This window comes from Micromonospora trifolii, from assembly GCF_022229005.1.
Classification (GTDB): Bacteria; Actinomycetota; Actinomycetes; order Mycobacteriales; family Micromonosporaceae; genus Micromonospora; species Micromonospora trifolii.
The window spans coordinates 146990-164062 of record NZ_JAKKFD010000021.1 but is presented as its reverse complement, the minus strand read 5'-3'; the positions used below and the strand labels follow the sequence as shown (position 1 = coordinate 164062).

16 protein-coding genes are annotated in these 17073 nt (G+C 71.5%); 7 read left to right on the top strand and 9 right to left on the bottom strand.

The window, feature by feature from the left end:
* Positions 1-23: 23 nt before the first annotated feature.
* A complete protein-coding gene (locus NIE79_RS14655; protein WP_238679092.1) occupies positions 24-1778 on the bottom strand; it encodes a thiamine pyrophosphate-binding protein in 1755 nt (584 codons plus the stop codon).
* A complete protein-coding gene (locus NIE79_RS14650) occupies positions 1771-2895 on the bottom strand; it encodes a baeRF2 domain-containing protein (protein WP_238679091.1) in 1125 nt (374 codons plus the stop codon). The genes NIE79_RS14655 and NIE79_RS14650 overlap by 8 nt, the downstream gene beginning before the upstream one ends.
* A 142-nt stretch (positions 2896-3037) precedes the next feature.
* On the opposite strand from NIE79_RS14650, the gene NIE79_RS14645 reads away from it, so the two are divergent.
* The gene (locus tag NIE79_RS14645) at positions 3038-3586 is read left to right on the top strand and encodes a hypothetical protein (protein ID WP_238679141.1); all 549 of its coding nucleotides are present in this window, start codon (positions 3038-3040) and stop codon (positions 3584-3586) included.
* 72 nt (positions 3587-3658) lie between these two features.
* Here NIE79_RS14645 and NIE79_RS14640 read toward each other — a convergent pair whose 3' ends face one another.
* Positions 3659-3997 (bottom strand): DUF3817 domain-containing protein, encoded by a 339-nt coding sequence (locus NIE79_RS14640; protein ID WP_112602008.1) that lies wholly within the window; start codon positions 3995-3997, stop codon positions 3659-3661.
* 153 nt (positions 3998-4150) lie between these two features.
* Here NIE79_RS14640 and NIE79_RS14635 point away from each other — a divergent pair, with 153 nt between their 5' ends.
* Positions 4151-5629 carry a glutamate-cysteine ligase family protein gene (locus NIE79_RS14635; RefSeq protein ID WP_238679090.1) on the top strand — a complete coding sequence of 493 codons (1479 nt, stop codon included), beginning with the start codon at positions 4151-4153 and terminating at the stop codon, positions 5627-5629.
* Positions 5630-5659: 30 nt separating this feature from the next.
* Here NIE79_RS14635 and NIE79_RS14630 read toward each other — a convergent pair whose 3' ends face one another.
* Positions 5660-6046, bottom strand: a complete 387-nt coding sequence (locus tag NIE79_RS14630; RefSeq protein ID WP_238679089.1) for a DUF2267 domain-containing protein — start codon at positions 6044-6046, stop codon at positions 5660-5662.
* Between the two features lie 299 nt (positions 6047-6345).
* On the opposite strand from NIE79_RS14630, the gene NIE79_RS14625 reads away from it, so the two are divergent.
* The gene (locus tag NIE79_RS14625; protein WP_238679088.1) at positions 6346-7386 is read left to right on the top strand and encodes a S66 peptidase family protein; all 1041 of its coding nucleotides are present in this window, start codon (positions 6346-6348) and stop codon (positions 7384-7386) included.
* Here NIE79_RS14625 and NIE79_RS14620 read toward each other — a convergent pair.
* The 3 genes from NIE79_RS14620 to NIE79_RS14610 form a co-directional block, all read right to left on the bottom strand.
* Complete coding sequence (locus NIE79_RS14620; protein ID WP_238679087.1) at positions 7383-7517, bottom strand: GNAT family N-acetyltransferase; 135 nt, start codon at positions 7515-7517, stop codon at positions 7383-7385. The genes NIE79_RS14625 and NIE79_RS14620 overlap by 4 nt on opposite strands.
* Positions 7518-8055: 538 nt before the next feature.
* Positions 8056-9228, bottom strand: coding sequence for a zinc-dependent alcohol dehydrogenase (locus tag NIE79_RS14615; RefSeq protein WP_238679086.1), 1173 nt, complete (start codon positions 9226-9228; stop codon positions 8056-8058).
* A gap of 29 nt (positions 9229-9257) precedes the next feature.
* The gene (locus tag NIE79_RS14610; protein ID WP_238679085.1) at positions 9258-10208 is read right to left on the bottom strand and encodes an SRPBCC family protein; all 951 of its coding nucleotides are present in this window, start codon (positions 10206-10208) and stop codon (positions 9258-9260) included.
* 241 nt (positions 10209-10449) lie between these two features.
* On the opposite strand from NIE79_RS14610, the gene NIE79_RS14605 reads away from it, so the two are divergent.
* From NIE79_RS14605 to NIE79_RS14595, 3 genes are all read left to right on the top strand, one after another.
* Entirely contained in the window at positions 10450-11460 is a 1011-nt protein-coding gene (locus tag NIE79_RS14605; RefSeq protein ID WP_238679084.1) for a carboxypeptidase-like regulatory domain-containing protein, read from the top strand.
* Between the two features lie 329 nt (positions 11461-11789).
* The gene (locus NIE79_RS14600) at positions 11790-12152 is read left to right on the top strand and encodes an SCP2 sterol-binding domain-containing protein (RefSeq protein WP_238679083.1); all 363 of its coding nucleotides are present in this window, start codon (positions 11790-11792) and stop codon (positions 12150-12152) included.
* A gap of 3 nt (positions 12153-12155) precedes the next feature.
* Positions 12156-14207 carry an amylo-alpha-1,6-glucosidase gene (locus NIE79_RS14595; RefSeq protein ID WP_274524082.1) on the top strand — a complete coding sequence of 684 codons (2052 nt, stop codon included), beginning with the start codon at positions 12156-12158 and terminating at the stop codon, positions 14205-14207.
* Positions 14208-14215: 8 nt separating this feature from the next.
* Here the strand turns inward: NIE79_RS14595 and NIE79_RS14590 are convergent, their stop codons facing one another.
* Positions 14216-14680 carry a hypothetical protein gene (locus NIE79_RS14590; protein WP_238679082.1) on the bottom strand — a complete coding sequence of 155 codons (465 nt, stop codon included), beginning with the start codon at positions 14678-14680 and terminating at the stop codon, positions 14216-14218.
* Positions 14681-14839: 159 nt separating this feature from the next.
* Entirely contained in the window at positions 14840-15793 is a 954-nt protein-coding gene (locus NIE79_RS14585; RefSeq protein WP_238679081.1) for a helix-turn-helix domain-containing protein, read from the bottom strand.
* A gap of 93 nt (positions 15794-15886) precedes the next feature.
* Between NIE79_RS14585 and NIE79_RS14580 the strand changes: the two genes are divergently transcribed.
* Positions 15887-16897, top strand: a complete 1011-nt coding sequence (locus NIE79_RS14580) for a saccharopine dehydrogenase family protein (protein WP_238679080.1) — start codon at positions 15887-15889, stop codon at positions 16895-16897.
* The last annotated feature ends 176 nt before the right edge of the window (positions 16898-17073 follow it).

Here is a 17073-nt window from a genome sequence, read left to right as displayed (position 1 = left end):
ACTGATGCCCTGGTCCGGGGTGGCTAAACGAGGTCGTCGGCGTTCGCGGTGACCTCCACCTGCTCGCGGACCTTCCGGGCCGGAGCGCCCTCGGCGTACAGGCCGCGAAGGTCGGCGAAGGCGGGCTCCGGCGGCGCCAGCGACACCGCCGGGTCGACGACGGCCTCCAGTACGCAGGGGCGGTCCGCGGCGAGGGCCTCGTCCCAGGCCGCGCCGACCAGCTCCGGGCGGTCCACCCGCACCCCGTGCAGCCCCAGCAGCCGCGCCCACCCGGCGTACGGCACGTCCGGGCGGCGGTGGGTCGGGTCGGACGACGGCCGTCGCCCGCCACCCATGCCGTTCTGGTCCCGGTTGTTGAGCACCAGCACCACCAGCCGCGGGTCGCGCCACTGCTGCCAGAGGTGCGAGACGGTGATCAGTTCGGCGAGCCCGTTGAGCTGCATCGCCCCGTCACCGACCAGCGCGACCACCGGCTGGTCGGGGGCGGCGAGCTTGGCCGCCACCGCGTACGGCAGCGCGCAGCCCATCGAGCCGAGGGTGCCGCACAGCTGCGCGTTGACCCCGGGCGGCAGGGTCAGGTGCCGGGCGTACCAGTAGAGGACCGAGCCGACGTCGACGGCGACCGCGCCGGTGCCGGGCATCCGGGCGGACAACTCCTGAAGGACGAGCTGCGGGTTGACCGGGTCCGCTGCGGCGGCGGCCCGCTCGGCGGCGACCTCCCGCCACCGGTCCACCGAACTCTCCACAGTCGCGCGCCACTGCTGTTCGGGCCGGCCGCGCAATCGGCTCAGCAGCGCCCGCAGCGTCTCGGCGGCATCACCGACGAGCGGCACGTCGGCCGGGTACCGGGTGCCGATCCGCCGGCCGTCGATGTCGATCTGCACAGTGCGCGCCTGCTCGGGCATCGGGAAGTAGTCGGTCCACGGGTCGTTGGTGCCGACCATCAGCAGCGTGTCGCACCCACCCATCAGCTCGGCCGCCGCCGGGGTGCCGACCTCGCCGAGCACCCCGGTGTGGAACGGCAGCCGCTCGTCGAGCACCGGCTTGCCGAGCAGCGAGGTGGCCACCCCGGCGCCCAGCCGGTCGGCGATCTCGATGATCTCGGCGGCCGCGTCCCGACCACCCTGGCCCACCAGGATCGCGGTCCGCTGGCCGCCGCTGAGCAGCTGCGCGGCGGCGTCCAGGTCCACGTCGTGCGGCAGGACCCGAGCCAGCGGCTCGCCGGGCGTCGCCGTGATCACCCCGGCGCCGTACGACTGCAGGTCGGGCACCAGCGCCTCCTGCAACTGTCGGGGCAGCACCACGCACGTCGGGCTGCGGGTGGCCGCCGCCGTCCGGAACGCCTGGTCCAGCAGCGCCCCCACCTCGTCGGGGCTGCGGCCGTACCGGACGAACTGGTTGCACACGTCCCCGAGGAGACGGCTCAGCCCGATCTCCTGGTGCGCTCCGCCGAGTGGCCCGGAGATGTCCTCCCCGACGATGGCCACCACCGGCTTGCTGTCCAGCTTGGCGTCGTAGAGCCCGTTGAGCAGCTGGACGGCGCTGGGCCCCTGGGTGGCGAGGCAGACCCCGATGCCGCCGGTGAACTTGGCGTGCCCGGTGGCCATGAACGAGGCGGTCTCCTCGTGCCGGGCCGGGATGAACGCCGGCTCGCCGCCGGTGCGGTCCAGCGCGTCGACCAGTGGAGCGATCGCCTCGCCCGGGTACCCGAAGGCGCGGGGCACCCGCCAGGCCAGCAGCCGCTCCACCACGATGTCCGCGACTGTTCGGTCAACCATTGCCGCGCCCCGGTGTGCCGGGGTCGACGTAGCGCAGCACCGCGCCGACGCCGTCGGTCAGATCGGGCGCCTCGTCGGCGCCGAGCACTGTCAGTGCCGCGTCGGTGCCGACGAGCGCTCGGACCAGCGCCGCGTCGGCGCGTACCCGCTGCGGGTCGGCCACCGACATGGCGGCCAACTGCCCCGGGTCGACGGCGATCTCGGTGGGTTCCGCGCCGATCCACAACTCACCGTTGGCCGACGGGTCATCCACGATGATCATCATGTCCACCTGGTTGCGTTGCAGGGCCGAGACGACCGCGTCGAGGCCGCCGCCCACGTCCTCCTGCACGCCGAACTTGTCCAGCGCGTCGCTGATCCGCTGGTCGGCGATCTCCGCGATGGTCTGCACGGTGAGGTCGTCCAGCATCGTCTGGTCGGCGCCGCCGGCCCGCGACCCGGCATCGGTTCGGACCACCAGGTCCTGCCAGCGCTCCGGCATCTGGGCGGCGATCATTCCGGTGGCCCGGACATCACCGGCGACCACCACCACGTCCGCGCCGACCCGGTCGGCCAGCTGCACTGTCGCCGCTGTGACGTCGCCGGCGTTCTGGTGCCACGCCTCCATCGCCGCCCGCTGGTAGCGCGACTGGGACCAACCGCCGGGCTTCGTCCGCCGCAGCGGGTACTCGTCCCGGCCGGCGACGTGCGCTCGTCGGGGCACCCCGCCGGCGCTGACCGCCATCGCGTCGGCGCCGAGCCGATCGGCGACCACACGTACCCAGGCCACCTGCTCGCCGCGCTGGGCGAGCAGCGGCATCACGTGCGGCAACGGGCCGACGTTGGCCAGGTCCCGCAGTGGCGGCGCGGACAGGTACTCGGAGAGCACCACGTGGCCATGACTGGCGAACAGTGCCAGGCCGTAGTCCCCGACCATCGGATCGTGACCTCGGACCACCCGGTCCAGCGCGGCGATGTTCGCCTCGTCCGCCCCCTGTTCGGCCAGGCTGCGTTCCAGGGCACGCCAGCGCAGGTCCAATGCGGGTTTGGCGTCCTCCGTGTCCGCGGAGGCGTCCAGATACACCGAGCACCACGGCCCGGGACGGTCGTAGAGCGGGCGCAGGAAGGACAGCTGCATGCTCGACCCCTTTCCAGCTCGGCCCCCCGCTTACCCGGGTCGCCGGGGATGTCACCTCGCGGCCGTGAGCCCGTGACCAGGTTTCATTCACGTCGTTCAACTGAGGACGTCGATACGATCTGTGAACACAAGCGGACTCTCGGTGGTGGGAATGGACAGCGGACTCGATACCCGACGGATCGTGCACCCGACGGAACGAATCGTCACCGGGCGGCTGATCCGCCTGCTCGACGGCTACACCCGTGAGGTACGCATCGGTCAGCCGGTGCTGGTGGCGGTGCTCGCCGCAGCGGCCTTCGCCCGGTTGCCCGCCCTGCTGCTGCGCTCGCTCTTCTCGTTCGGCGGTGGCGGCACCCGCCGTCGCTGGAAGGAGCTGAAGCAGGGCCCGGAATACCTGGTCACCCCGGTGCGGCTCCGCAACACCGCCGGTCAGCTCTGCGAGGTGGAGCTGCACGGTCACCTGCCGCAGAGCGCCCTGCACCCGGCCGATCAGGTGCAACTCACACTGCGCCCGCAACGCGACCCGGAGCTGCCGCCCCGGATCGAGCGGATCGTCAACCTCACCACCGGGCAGTTGCTGACCCCGCGCACGGCGACGCTCTGGTCGCATCTCGGGCCGCCACTGCTGTTGCAGGCGTTCCTGGGCACGCTGCTGCTGGCCGGCATCGCGGCCTGCTCCGCGCTGACCTGACCGGTCCGGCGGACGCGCGGGCCGCCCGGCCGCTCAGCTCAGCGGGGCGGGGTGCGCGGGCGGGTCGGCGGCTCAGCCGACCGGGGCGGGCTCGCGGGCCGGTTGCCGGTCGACGCCGAGCATGCCCCGGCGGCGGGCCCAGCGCTCGAAGGCCAGGGTGGCGAACGGCGGCACCGCGCTGGCCAGGGCCACCGCCGTGGCCAGCAGGCTCCACCTGTGCAGCCGGGCCACGGCCAGCACCAGCAGGACGTACGCGACGAACAGGCCGCCGTGGATCGGCCCGAAGATCTTGACGCCCAGCTCGTTGTCCGGCGGACCGTACTTGACCAGCATGCCGACCAGCAGGGCCAGCCAGGAGCAGGCCTCGGCGATCGCCGCCGCGACGAACAGCCGGGTCACCTTCTCGCGCATCCGCACGCCACCACCTCTCGGGCCGCAATGCTATCGGTCTGCTCCGGCTGGGCTAACGGGGTGGGCAGTTGGGTAGGAAAGGGTCCTCGGGTCTTCCCCCGCCCGCCGATCACGTGCGAGGTTAGGGGGACCAGCGGTGACGGGGTGGTGACCATGGGCGAGGACGTCGGCGTACGAACCTTCAGTCGAGAGGATCGCGCCCGCTATCGCGACAAGGTCCGCCGCTGCCTCGATGTCTTCGCCGAGATGCTGCGCGAGTCCCGCTTCGACCTCGACCGGCCGATGACCGGCGTGGAGATCGAGCTGAACCTGGTCGACGAGGCGTCGAATCCGGCGATGCGCAACGCGGACGTGCTGGCGGCCATCGCCGATGAGAGCTTCCAGACCGAGCTGGGCCAGTTCAACGTCGAGATCAACGTGCCGCCGCGCCGGCTGACCGGCACCGGCACCGCCGACTTCGAGGAGTACGTGCGGGCCAGCCTCAACGCCGCCGAGGTGAAGGCCCGGGCGATCGGCGCGCACATGGTCATGATCGGCATCCTGCCGACGCTGCGCCCCGAGCACCTGACCGCCGAGACACTCTCGGCCAACCCCCGCTACAAGTTGCTCAACGAGCAGATCTTCGCGGCCCGCGGTGAGGATCTGCCGATCGCCATCAGTGGGGTGGAACGTCTGGCGGTCACCGCCGACACGATCACCCCGGAGGCGGCCTGCACCAGCACCCAGTTCCACCTCCAGGTCAGCCCGGCCCAGTTCGCCGACTACTGGAACGCCGCCCAGGCGGTGGCCGGCATCCAGGTCGCGGTCGGCGCTAACTCGCCGCTCTTCTTCGGCCGGGAGCTGTGGCGCGAGACCCGTATCCCGCTGTTCCAGCAGGCCACCGACACCCGGTCGGAAGAGATCAAAGCCCAGGGGGTACGCCCCCGGGTCTGGTTCGGCGAACGCTGGATCACCAGCGTGTTCGACCTGTTCGAGGAGAACGTGCGCTACTTCCCGGCGCTGCTGCCGGTCTGCGATCCGGAGGACCCGGCGCAGGCCCTCGCGGCCGGCGAGGTGCCCAATCTGGCCGAGTTGCGCCTGCACAACGGCACCGTCTACCGGTGGAACCGCCCGGTGTACGACGTGTCGCGGGGTCGCCCGCACCTCCGGGTGGAAAATCGGGTGCTGCCGGCCGGTCCGACAGTGCTGGACACCATCGCCAACGGCGCCTTCTACTTCGGGTTGGTGCGCGCCCTCGCCGAGTCGGACCGGCCGCTGTGGTCACAGATGTCGTTCAGCGCCGCCGAGGAGAACTTCACCAGCTGCGCCCGGCACGGCATCGACGCGCAGGTCTTCTGGCCCGGTCTCGGCTACCTGCCCGTCACCGAGTTGGTGTTGCGCCGGTTGCTGCCGATGGCGCATCACGGCCTGGACCGGTGGGGGCTCGACCCCAGCGAGCGTGACCGGTTGCTCGGCATCATCGAGCAGCGCTGCCTGACCAGCCGCAACGGCGCGACCTGGCAGGTGGAGACGCTGCACCGGTTGGAGTCGGCCGACCACCTGGACCGGCCGGAGGCGCTGCGCGAGGTGGTCCGGCACTACGTCGACCTGATGCACAGCAACCGACCGGTGCACGAGTGGCCGATTCCGTGAGCGCCCCGGTTGGCCGGATCGGCGCGGGGCTCAGCCTCGCGGGGTGGGCACACCGAAGAGGTCGATGATGCCGCCGGGAAGCTGGGCGAGCAGGTCGTGTCGCTCGTCGTCATTCAGCGCCTCGGCGACGGTACGCAGCACCGCCTGGGCGTGTTGACGCACCTGGTCCGCGTTCGCGACCTGTTCGCGGTCGCCGACGTGCTTCAGGAACTCACCAATGTCCCACCGGCGGCCCTGCGGATTACGGGTGACCGACGCGTCCAGCCGCTCCGGTAGCTGTGCCGCCAAATTGTCCGCCTCCTGTCCGGCGAGCCGCTCGCCGAGCACCGACAGGACGGCCTGTATGGACCGCACGGCTTCGTTCTCACCGAGGCCCGCGCGCTGTCGTACCGTGGCGATCATCTGCTCGTACTCCATGCCCCGCTCCTTCGGTCTCGTCGGCATGCCTTCAGGCCTGCCTGCTGACGAACGGGGCGAGTTCCCAGGCTCCCTGGCCACAAACGGGGTGACGGGCGGATCCGGACTCCCCGCCATCGGCGGGCGGTACCTCACGAAGCAGTCACGTCACGCCGGAGTGGCTTCCGTCCCTTGTGGACCCCGCCCGACATCGATGAATGTCGTAGGCTGTGGCAGCTCGTACATCGTCTGATCACGATGAGGGGACGCCGGTGGCCACTTCTGAAACAGACCCAGCCACGATTAAGGGGCCCGCGCGGGTGCCCCTGTCCCGTCGAGGCGTGCTGCGGATGGGAGCGGCGGCGGCCGGAGGCGCTGCGCTCGTCGGCTCGGCGGAGACCGCGTCCGCGCAGGCCGCGCCGGTTGGCGCGAAGCGCGTCCTGCGGGCACCGGCGCTGGCACCCGGTGACCGGGTCCGGGTCGTCTCACCAGGCAGCACGCCGGACCCCACGAACATGGCCCGCGGCATCGAGATCCTGCGCAGCTGGGGCCTGGAGGTCGAGCTGGGCACGCACGTCTTCACCAAGTACGGCTATCTGGCCGGCACCGACGCGCAACGGCTGGCCGACCTGAACGCCGCCCTCACCGACCCGGGCATCCGTGCCGTCTTCGCCGCCAGAGGTGGTTACGGCACCCAACGGATCGTCGACCAGATCGACGTCTCCGTTCTCCGCCGGGACCCCCGGGTGGTCGTCGGCTTCAGCGACATCACCAGCATCCACGGCAAGCTCTGGCGCGACACCGGCCTGGTCACCTTCTACGGTCCCATGGTCAACTGGAGTGACGCCCGCACCGGCCCCGAGTCGGCCGAAGCGCTCCGCAGGGCGGTGATGAGCACCGCGCCCGTCACGATCTCCCGGGACCCGGCCGAGACAGCCGCTTCAGTGGTGGTGCCGGGGCGAGCATCGGGGCCCCTGCTCGGCGGCTGCCTGACGCTGATCTCCACCTCGCTCGGCGCGGAGGACTCCCCGAAGTTCGACGGCGCGATCCTCTTCTTCGAGGACGTGGACGAGGCTCCGTACAGCATCGACAGCATGCTGACCGAACTGCGCCGGGTGGGCGTGCTGTCCAGGGTCGCCGGGGTGGTGATCGGCCAGATCACCAACAGCGTCGGTGAGCCGGGCGAGTGGGACGCGGCGGCGGTGCTCAAGGACCGCCTGTACGACCTTGGCGTGCCGGTCCTGGGCGGGCTACGGCTGGGGCACGGCAACGGACAGCTCACCGTTCCACTGGGCTCACGCGCCACTATCGACGCCGCAGCGGGGACCCTCACTGTGGAGCCGGGAGTCCGCCCGCGCTAGCCTCCCGTCGCCGCATCCCACGGCGACGGGTCGTCGCGCAACCGGCTGTAGAGGTAGCCGTCGCGCCACTGACCAGCTCGGAACTCGCTGGCCCGCACGACGCCTTCCAACTGGAAGCCGGCCTTCTCCAACGACCGCTGCTCGGCGACGTTCTCGGGGTGGGTGCCGGCCTGGATGCGCTGAGCCGGGCTGTTCGACCTCGACGACGAGCCGTCCGTCGTCCTCGCCGAGGTAGCCGTCGACGGCGAACCGCCGTGCCGGCGCGCCGGCGTCCCGGAAGCCGGCCCAGTCCAGCCCGATCAGGCCCGGCTCGGTGCAGAACCGCCGGAACATCGCCAGGTCGGGCTCGGCAACCGGCCGTAGCCGGACAGTGAGATCGGCCGAGACAGACATCGACATGTCGCCAGTTCCCATGGCGTCACGCTAACTCGCGTCGAGCCAAGGCCGGGTACGGCGCCGTGCGCACGCAGAGGGACCAGCGTTGACAGCCGAGGCTCTGGTCGGCTCCTGTGGAGCTGAATCGTCGACGACATCACCCCCGGCCCCACCCCGTCCAAGCCGCCGGGCTCTCCGGCAGAGGCAGCCAAGTCAGCCGGACCGAATCGTTTGCGACATCAGCTCCAAAGGCAGCGCGCGAAGCACTCCCCACCGCAGAGCTGGATCCACCAGTCAGACCTTGAGCAGCACCTTCGTACAGTCGTCCTGCTTCTTCTGGAAGATCTTGTAGCCCTTCGGGGCGTCGCGCAGCGGCATGCGGTGGCTGACGATGAAGCTCGGGTCGATCTCACCGCGCTGGATGCGCTCCAGCAGCGGTCGGGTGTAGCGCTGGACGTGGCACTGACCGGTCCGCATGATCAGCGACCGGTTCATGAACGCGCCCATCGGGAACTTGTCGACGAAGCCGCCGTACGCGCCGACGACCGAGACCACCCCGCCGGAGCGGCAGGCGAGGATCGCCTGCCGCAGCGCGAACGGCCGCTCCGTCTCGACCCGCGCGACCTGCTTCGCCCGGTCGTAGGCGTACATGGCGGCGTTGCCGTGGTGGCCCTCCAGGCCCACCGCGTCGATGCACGCGTCGGGGCCCCGACCGGCGGTCATCTCGTTGAGGGTGTCCAGCACGTCGGCTTCCTCGTAGTTGATCGTCTCGGCGTCGATGTGCTCCTCGGCCAGCCGCAGCCGGTACGGGAACCGGTCGATGACGATCACCCGCTCCGCGCCGAGCAACCGGGCGCTGGCCGCGGCGAGCAATCCGACCGGCCCGGCGCCCCAGACGGCAATCACCTGCCCCGGTTTGATGTCGCACATCTCGGCGCCCATGTAGCCGGTCGGGAACACGTCGGCCAGCATGACCGCCTGGTCGTCACTGATCTCGTCGGGCACCTTGACCGGGCCGATGTCGGCGAACGGCACCCTGGCGTACTCGGCCTGGCCGCCGGCGTACCCGCCGAGCAGGTGCGAGTAGCCGAAGATGCCGGCCGGCGAGTGCCCCATGATCTTTTCGGCGATGCCGGCGTTCGGGTTGGAGTTCTCGCAGACCGAGTAGAGGCCGCGCTGGCAGGACGAGCAGTGCCCGCAGGCGATGGGGAACGGCACCACCACCCGGTCGCCCGGCTTGAGGTTGCGCACCTGCGGGCCCACCTCGACCACCTCGCCCATGAACTCGTGGCCGAGGATGTCGCCCTTGCGCATCGCGGGAATGTAACCGTGGTAGAGGTGCAGGTCGGAGCCGCAGATCGCTGTGGTGCTGATCCGGACGATCGCGTCCCGGGCGTTCATGATCTTCGGGTCGGGTACGTCGACGACCTTGACGCTGTCGGCGCCCATCCAGGCGGTGGCCTTCATTCTCGGTCCCTTTCGGAGAGCTCGGGCGGTCAGCGGCGGGACGCCGGCAGCGGCTGGGCGGGTCGCTGCATGGCCTGTTGGCGTACGGAGATGCCGTTGGGGCTGCCCTCGGAGCGGACGACCTCGCCGGTCTCCAGGACCTGCTTGAACCGGCGCAGGTCGTCGCGGACCTGCTGCTCGGGTTCTTCGCCGAAGAGCTTCGCCACCACCCTGCCGAGCGCGCCGGCCGGCGGCGCGTAGCGCAGCTCCACCCGCACCTCGGTCCCCCGGTCGCCGGGCGCGGGCACGAACCGGACCCGCCCGGCGTTGGGCACCCGGGTCCCCGGCAGCGAACGCCAGGTGATCGACTTGTTCGGCTGGTCGTCGATGATCTCGGCGTCCCACTCGACGCGGTGACCGGCCGGACCACGGGCGATCCAGTGCGAACGGCGCAGGTCGTCGGCGCGGACGGACTCCAGGTGCGCCATGAACCGGGGCAGGTTCTCCATGTCCCGCCAGAACCGGTACGCCTCGGCGGGTGACCGGTTCACCGTCACCGCGATCTGCATCCGGATCACCCGGGCGCGGGCCCGTCGAGCCCGGCCGACGCGTACGGCGGCGAGCACGTCGACGGCGGTGATGCCGGCGATGGCGAGGGTGGTCAGCGCGACCCGGTGACGGCGTTCACCGCCACGGTCGGCGAGGGCCCGCCCGAGCAGTGTGAGGTCCATGGCGTCGCCGGCCACCCGGCTCCAGGCCCAGCCGGCCGGGCGGCGGCCGCTGAGCAGGCCGGCGGCGCTGCCCAGCTCGCGGAGGCCGATGGCCGGAAGCACGGCCCGCGCGACCGGGGAGTCGTCCACCCCGGTCAGCCGCGCGATGGGCCTTGGTGCGACCAGCGCGCCCACTCCGAGGGCCAGGCTCAGCAGGCCGAGCGCGCTCGGCAGCGTGGCGGGCACCGGCCCGTCCAGCTCCGGCAGGAGCACAGCATCGACATGACTCATGTCCGGTTCCTTCCGGTGGGCGTCGCCGCCGGTCCGCCGGCGGGGGCGGCGGTGGTCCCGCCCCCGTGACGCTATGTCGTACCGGTGCCACATGCGCCGGGTTCGGGGCAGAACGTCCGATGCGGTCGGTGTGGGCGGGAACGCCCACGGCAACGGGTCGACATCGCGACATGGACCGATTTGGATCACTAGAACGCCGTTACCGTCGGCCCAACCACCGCGCCGTCGAAAGGACACCCCCATGAGCCGCGCTCTGCTGCGCCACCTGACCGCCACCATCGCCGTCGCACTGCTCGTCGGGGAGGCCGCCCCGCCGGCCGCCGCACGTACCCCCGCGTCGCCCGCGCCCGGCGGTGTCCGCACCGTGGTCCGCGACGCGACGACCGGCGCACCGGTCCCCCGGGCCTGCGCCGCGCTCGTCCCGGTGGACGCCGCGGCGTTGGCGGCGGTCACCCTCGGCGAGGACCAGCTCGGACGGTACGGGGGTTGCGCCGACGAGCAGGGCGTCCTGGTGACCGGCGACGTCGCCCCGGGGAGGTACCGGCTGCTGGTGCGCCCCTACGACACGACGACGCACGGCTGGCAGTGGGTCGGCCGACACGGCGGCACCGGTGAGCGCGAGCGGGCCCGGGTGGTCCAGGTGCGCGCCGGCGCGGTGACCGGCGTGCCGGACGTCCGGCTCGACCCGCCCGGCACCGTCGTCGGGGTGGTGACCGACGCGGCGACCGGCGCTCCGGTCCCCCGCGCCCGGGTCATGGTGGTGCCGTACGTGCCGGACCCGAAGTACGACGACCACGGCCCGACCACCGACGAGAACGGCCGCTACACGATCACCGGCCTCGGCCCGTACCACTGGCCGGTGCAGTTCGCCGCCTCCGGGCTGGCCACCGTGTGGTCCGGCGGGGTGGGCGGTCGGCAGCAGGCGCGGCCGGTGCGGGTCCGGGCCCAGCAGACGGCGACCCTGAATCAGGCGCTGCCCGCCGGGACGCCGCTCACCGGGGCGGTACGGGTCGACGAGTTGCTCACCTACGCCCAGGTGATCGCGTTCGACGCGGCCACCGGGGACCTGGCCGGCGTGGCGGACGTGGGCACCGGGTACGCCCTGCGCCTGCTCCCGGGGCAGCGGGTGAAGCTGCGCTGCGACTGCGCGTACACCCCGCCGGTCTGGCACCGCGACGCCGCCGGCTTCGACGCGGCGACTCCCGTGCGGGTCCGACGGACGCCGGTCGTGGTGGACTTCAACCTCGGCTGACCCGGATTCTGGCCCGAGCTGTCGGATCAGCCCCACTACGACCTCACTGTGGGGTCCGACGGGTCTCTGCTGGCGATCACGCCCGGTGAGGGCACCGAACTCGACCGCCGCGCCCGGCTGCTGGTCAGCCGGGACGACGGAAAGCACTTCACGCTCGCCCGGGAGTACGGCCGGCTCGTTTGTGCGGTCAGTGTCGCGCCCTCGTCACCACTGACGCGACCACCTGGACCCGCTTCTCGCTCGCACCGTGACCAGGGCGCCGCCCGGCGTTAGAAGTGCGCGGCACCGGGTAGCCGGCATCCGCTCTTACCAGCGCCCGAGGAGGTGCGATGTCGGCGACCAGCGCCTTCTTCGAGCGGCTGACGGTCGCTGGCCAGGATCCGCGGTTCAGCAAGGTCTGTGGCAGCGTGCGATTCGACATCCGCGACGACGGCCACCTGGAGCAGTGGCTGCTGGACATCGATCATGGCCGGATGCGGGTGACCCGGAGCGGCGGCCCCGCCACCACTGTGATCCAGGTGTCCGCGCAGGTCGCGGAGGCGATGGCGCGAGGCGAGGTGAACGGGCTGGCCGCGATTACCCGGGGCGAGATCATGGTGGATGGTGACCTCGCCCTGGCGTTGCGCATCGGGCGGCTGTTTCCGCGAGAGCCCGGACGGCTCCAGCGCGACGACCCCGACAGTGGGACATGACCGATGAGGGACATCGCGGGCACCGTGGCGTGCATCGACGGGAACACCTTCATGGTGTCCGACACCGCCGGCGACGTGGCGTCCTCCCCGAGCACCCCGGTCGGCCTCTTCGCCGCCGACACGCGATTCCTGTCCCGCTGGCGGCTCACCGTCAACGGCGAGTGCATGACAGCTCTGTCGGTGGACGACAGCCAGTACTTCGAGGTCACGTTCTTCGTGGTGCCGGGCGCGGCGGTGGACTACGTGGAGGCCGACGTGTCGGCCATTCGACGTCGGCGCATCGGCCCAGACCTCACCGAGTCGCTGACGATCTTCAATTACGGCGAGCGGGACATGACGCTCGACGTGCGCCTGGAGGTGGCGGCCGACTTCGCCGACATTTTCGAGATCAAGTTCGACATCGGCGACAAGAGCGGCGAGCACTACACGCACGTCGGCCCGAACGAGTTGCGGCTGGGCTACCGGCGCGGCACCTACCGCCGTGAGGTCGTCGTGTCGGCGAGTGAGCCAGCGGAGTTCGACAGGGGCGGCCTCCGGTTCGCGGTCCGGCTGCGCCCCGGGCAGCAGTGGTCGACCCGGTTGCAGGCCGCCATGCTGGCGTTGCGTCCGGACGGCGTCGACCTGCGCGCCGCCCTGCGCGCCCTACGGCCGGACGACTCCACCCTGCCGAGGAGCGTGCAGGCGTGGGTCGCCGCGGCCCCGACCCTGGACACCGAGAGCGTCGGCCTCCAGCAGGTCTACCACCGCAGCCTGGTGGACCTGGCGGCGCTGCGCTTCGCGCCGCTCTCTCTCAGCGGCGCGAGCGTGCCCGCGGCCGGGCTGCCCTGGTTCATGACCCTGTTCGGCCGCGACAGCCTGTTGACCTGCTTGCAGACCCTGCCGGTCACCCCGTCGCTGACCCCACCGACGCTGCGGATCCTCGCGTCGCTGCAGGGTGCCCGGAGCGACGACGTGCTGGAGGAGGACCCGGGCCGGATCCTGCACGAGTTGCGCTACGGGGAGTCGGCAGCGTTCGAGGAGCAGCCACACTCCCCCTACTACGGCACTGTGGACGCCTCACCACTGTTCGTGGTGCTGCTCGACGAGTACGAGCGCTGGAGCGGCGACACCGCGCTGGTGACAGAGTTGGAGCAGGAGGCCCGCGCGGCCCTGGCCTGGATCGACAGGTACGCGGACCTGACCTCCACCGGCTACGTCTGGTACCAGCGACGCAACCGCGCCACCGGGCTGGACAACCAGTGCTGGAAGGACTCCTGGGACAGCATCTCCTACGCCGACGGCCGGCTGCCGGGCTTCCCGAGGGCCACCTGCGAAACCCAGGGGTACGCCTACGACGCGAAGATCCGAGGAGCACGGCTGGCCCGTACCTTCTGGGGTGATCCTGCCTTCGCCGATCGGCTGGAGAGCGAGGCGGCGGCCCTGTACGAGCGGTTCAACCGGGACTTCTGGCTGGAGGACCGCGGCTTCTACGCCCTCGCGCTCGACCACGACGGCACTCCCGTGGACAGCCTGTCCTCCAACATCGGGCACCTGTTGTGGAGCGGCATCGTGCCACCGGAGCGGGCTCCCCGGGTGGTCGAGCACCTGATGGGTCCTGCGCTGTTCTCCGGCTGGGGGGTGCGGACGTTCGCCGAGGGGCAGCGCCGCTACAACCCGCTCGGCTACCACAACGGCACGGTCTGGCCGTTCGACAACTCGTTCATCGCCTGGGGTCTGCGCCGCTACGGGTTCAGCAACGAGGCGGCCCGCATCGCCGAGGGCATCCTCTCCGCCGCCACCTACTTCGAGGGTCGGCTACCCGAGGCGTTCGGCGGGTTCGACCGCGAGACCACACGGTTCCCGATCCGGTACCCGACCGCCGGCAGTCCGCAGGCGTGGTCCAGCGGCGCCACCATGCTGCTGATCCGCACCATGCTCGGCATCAACCCGCACGATGACCACCTGGCCGTGGACCCGGCGTTGCCCACCACCTTCGGGCGGATCGCGCTCCTGGACATCCCCGGCCGTTGGGGCAAGCGCGACGCGTTCGCCCGGCAACGCCCCGACCAGCGCTAGCGGGACGCTCAACTGACTGTGAAGCCGCCGTGGGTACGTGTCTCCCGCAGCCAGTCGAGCCAGGCCACCCACAGCGCGTCGGTCTCCCACTCGGCGCGCAGGCTCGTCGGCAACGCGTCGTAGAGGATCAACGCCTGCTCGATCTCGGTCTCGCCCACCACCCAGGGGCCGTTGCTCGTCAACTTGAACTCGGGGATCCCCACCTTGCCGGGGCTGGTCTGCGCGGATGCCGCCCGTTCGGCCTCCTTGTAGGCGTTGCGGCGGCGCTGGTCGTTGAGCCAGTCGGCGACGCTGTCGAACGGCCAGTCCGGAAAGGGCTGCGGCGTTGCCTGGTAGGTCATGCCGGCCCACCGCATGCGTTCCCGGCAGAACCCCATGCCGGCGATGTTCAGGTCGAACTGGTAGGCGGCCGCGAGCGACGAGTACTCGTCGTAGCACTGTGGCCAGTTGCCGCACGACCCGTTCAGGTCCATGCACGCTTCGGCGTGGGCGCGCGCGGTAGCGGCGGGTTCGGGCAGATCAACGTGTTCGAAGCTGTAGCCCATCGGACCCCCGACCGCCGGCAGAGCAGGAACTTGGCATTCTGCCCGACGCCGACGAGCGATGCCCTCCGCACGTACCCCGGTCAGGGCTCAACCCACGGCAGGCCCGGTGGCCCGGAAGGTGCGCCGGTACGCGTCCGGAGGCACGCCGACGGTGCGGTGGAAGTGCCGACGCAGCGTCGCGGCGGTGCCCATGCCGGCCGCCTCGGCGATGGCGTCGATGCTGTCGTCGGTGTTCTCCAACAACTCCTGGGCGCGGCGGATCCGCTGCGTCGACAGCCACAGCAGTGGGGTGGTGCCGGTGACCGACCGGAAGTGGCGGGCCAGGTTGCGTGAGCTCATGTTCGCCTGCCGGGCCAGGTCCTCGACTGTCAGTGGCCGGTCCAGGCGGGCCAGCGTCCAGGGGAACAGGGTGGCGAGCGGGTGGTCCTCGCGGGCCGGCACCGGGGTGGTGACGTACTGGGCCTGACCACCGGCGCGGTGCGGTGGCACGACCAGGCGACGGGCGACGGCGTTGGCGACGGTCGAGCCGTGGTCGCGTCGGATCAGGTGCAGGCACAGGTCGATCGCGGCGGCCTTGCCGGCAGAGGCGAGCACTGTGCCGTTGTCGACGTAGAGCACGTCCGGGTCGACCAGCACCCGGGGATAGCGGGCGGCCAGCACCTCGGTGTGCGCCCAGTGCGTGGTGGCCCGCAGCCCGTCGAGCACCCCGGCGGCGGCCAGCACGAACGCGCCGGTGCACAGCGAGACCATCCGGGCACCGGCGCGGTGGGCCGCGCGGACCGCGTCGAGCAGGTCGGGGGGTACGTCCCCGTCGACCTCCTCGATCGACGGGATGATCACGGTGTCGGCGCGGGCGAGGCGATCCAACCCGTCGTCGGGCGCCACCAGGAAGCGTCCGATCCGCACCGGGGCGGGGCCGCAGATCGCCACGTCGTACCAGGGGTCGGCCAGGCCGGAGGGGTCGTGGGCGAAGACCTCGCAGGCCAGCGCCAGTTCGAAGTGCAGCATGCCGTCGGTGGCGGCGATCGCGACGAGGGCCATGTCCGAAACTGTACGGGGTTTGGCGTTCCCGACACTGGTCGGTCGCCGGCCGCTGCGGGAGGCTGGATCCAGTCGATCTTCGAGGGGGCAGCGATGGGCCACAGCGTGGCGGTGTTCGGGGCATACGGGCACACCGGACGGTTCGTGATGGAGGAGCTGCGCGAACGCGGGTTCGACGCGCTGGCGGTGGGCCGCGACCCGCGCCGGTTGGCGGCGTTCGGGCCCGCCCACCGGGTGGCGTCGGTCGACGATCCGGCCTCGCTCGACGCGGCGCTGACCGGCATGGACGCGGTCATCAACTGCGCCGGCCCGTTCGCGTCGACCGCTCCCGGCGTGATCGAGGCCGCGCTGCGCGCCGGGATCCCGTACGTGGACGTGGCGGCCGAGATCGAGGCGAACGTCGACACCTTCGCGCACTTCAGCGAGCGCGCCCGGGCGGCCGGTGTCGCCGTGGTCCCGGCAATGGCCTTCTTCGGCGGGCTCGGTGACCTGCTCGCGACGACGGCGATGGGCGACTGGACGTCGGCCGACGAGGCGCACGTCGCGTACGGACTGAGCAGCTGGCACCCGACGGCCGGAACGGTCGCCGCGGGCACCGTCTCCCGCGAGCGTCGCGCCGGCCGTCGGGTCCGCTACACCGGCGGCCGGCTGGAGTACCACTCCGGTGGGGAGCTGCCGAGGGTGGACTGGGACTTCCCCGCACCGCTGGGCCGACGCAGCGTCCTCGGGGAGTTCACCATGGCCGACGTCGTCACCATCCCCCGTCACCTGGCCATCCCCGAGGTCCGCACCTACATGACCGTCGACGCCGCCACCGACCTGGCCGCCGCGGCGGCGCCGGTCGCTGTCGACGGGCGGGGCCGGTCGGCGCAGACGTTCACCGTCGACGTCATCGTGCGACGCGGCGACACGCGCCGCCGCGTCGTGGCCAGTGGCCGGGACATCTACGCCGTGAGCGCGCCCCTGGCCGTGGAGGCGGTCCGGCGCGTCCTCGATGGTCAGACCAGGACCAGCGGTGTCGCATCCGCCGGCGAGATGTTCGACGCGCCCGACTTCCTGCGCGCGCTGTCGCCGACCATCCGCGTCGAACCGGTCGGCGACTGAGGCCGAGAATTCGACAACGATTCGTTACGCAAAAGTCGTAATCATTGAGCCAGCACGAGACTGAGGAACTTAAAAGAAACTTAAGACTGTACGAGCGAAAAATTGTCATTCGGAGCCGCCGCGCTGGCTGCCAGGGCACTTGTCAACCGGCCTCCTTAATTCTTTCCCCGCGAGTT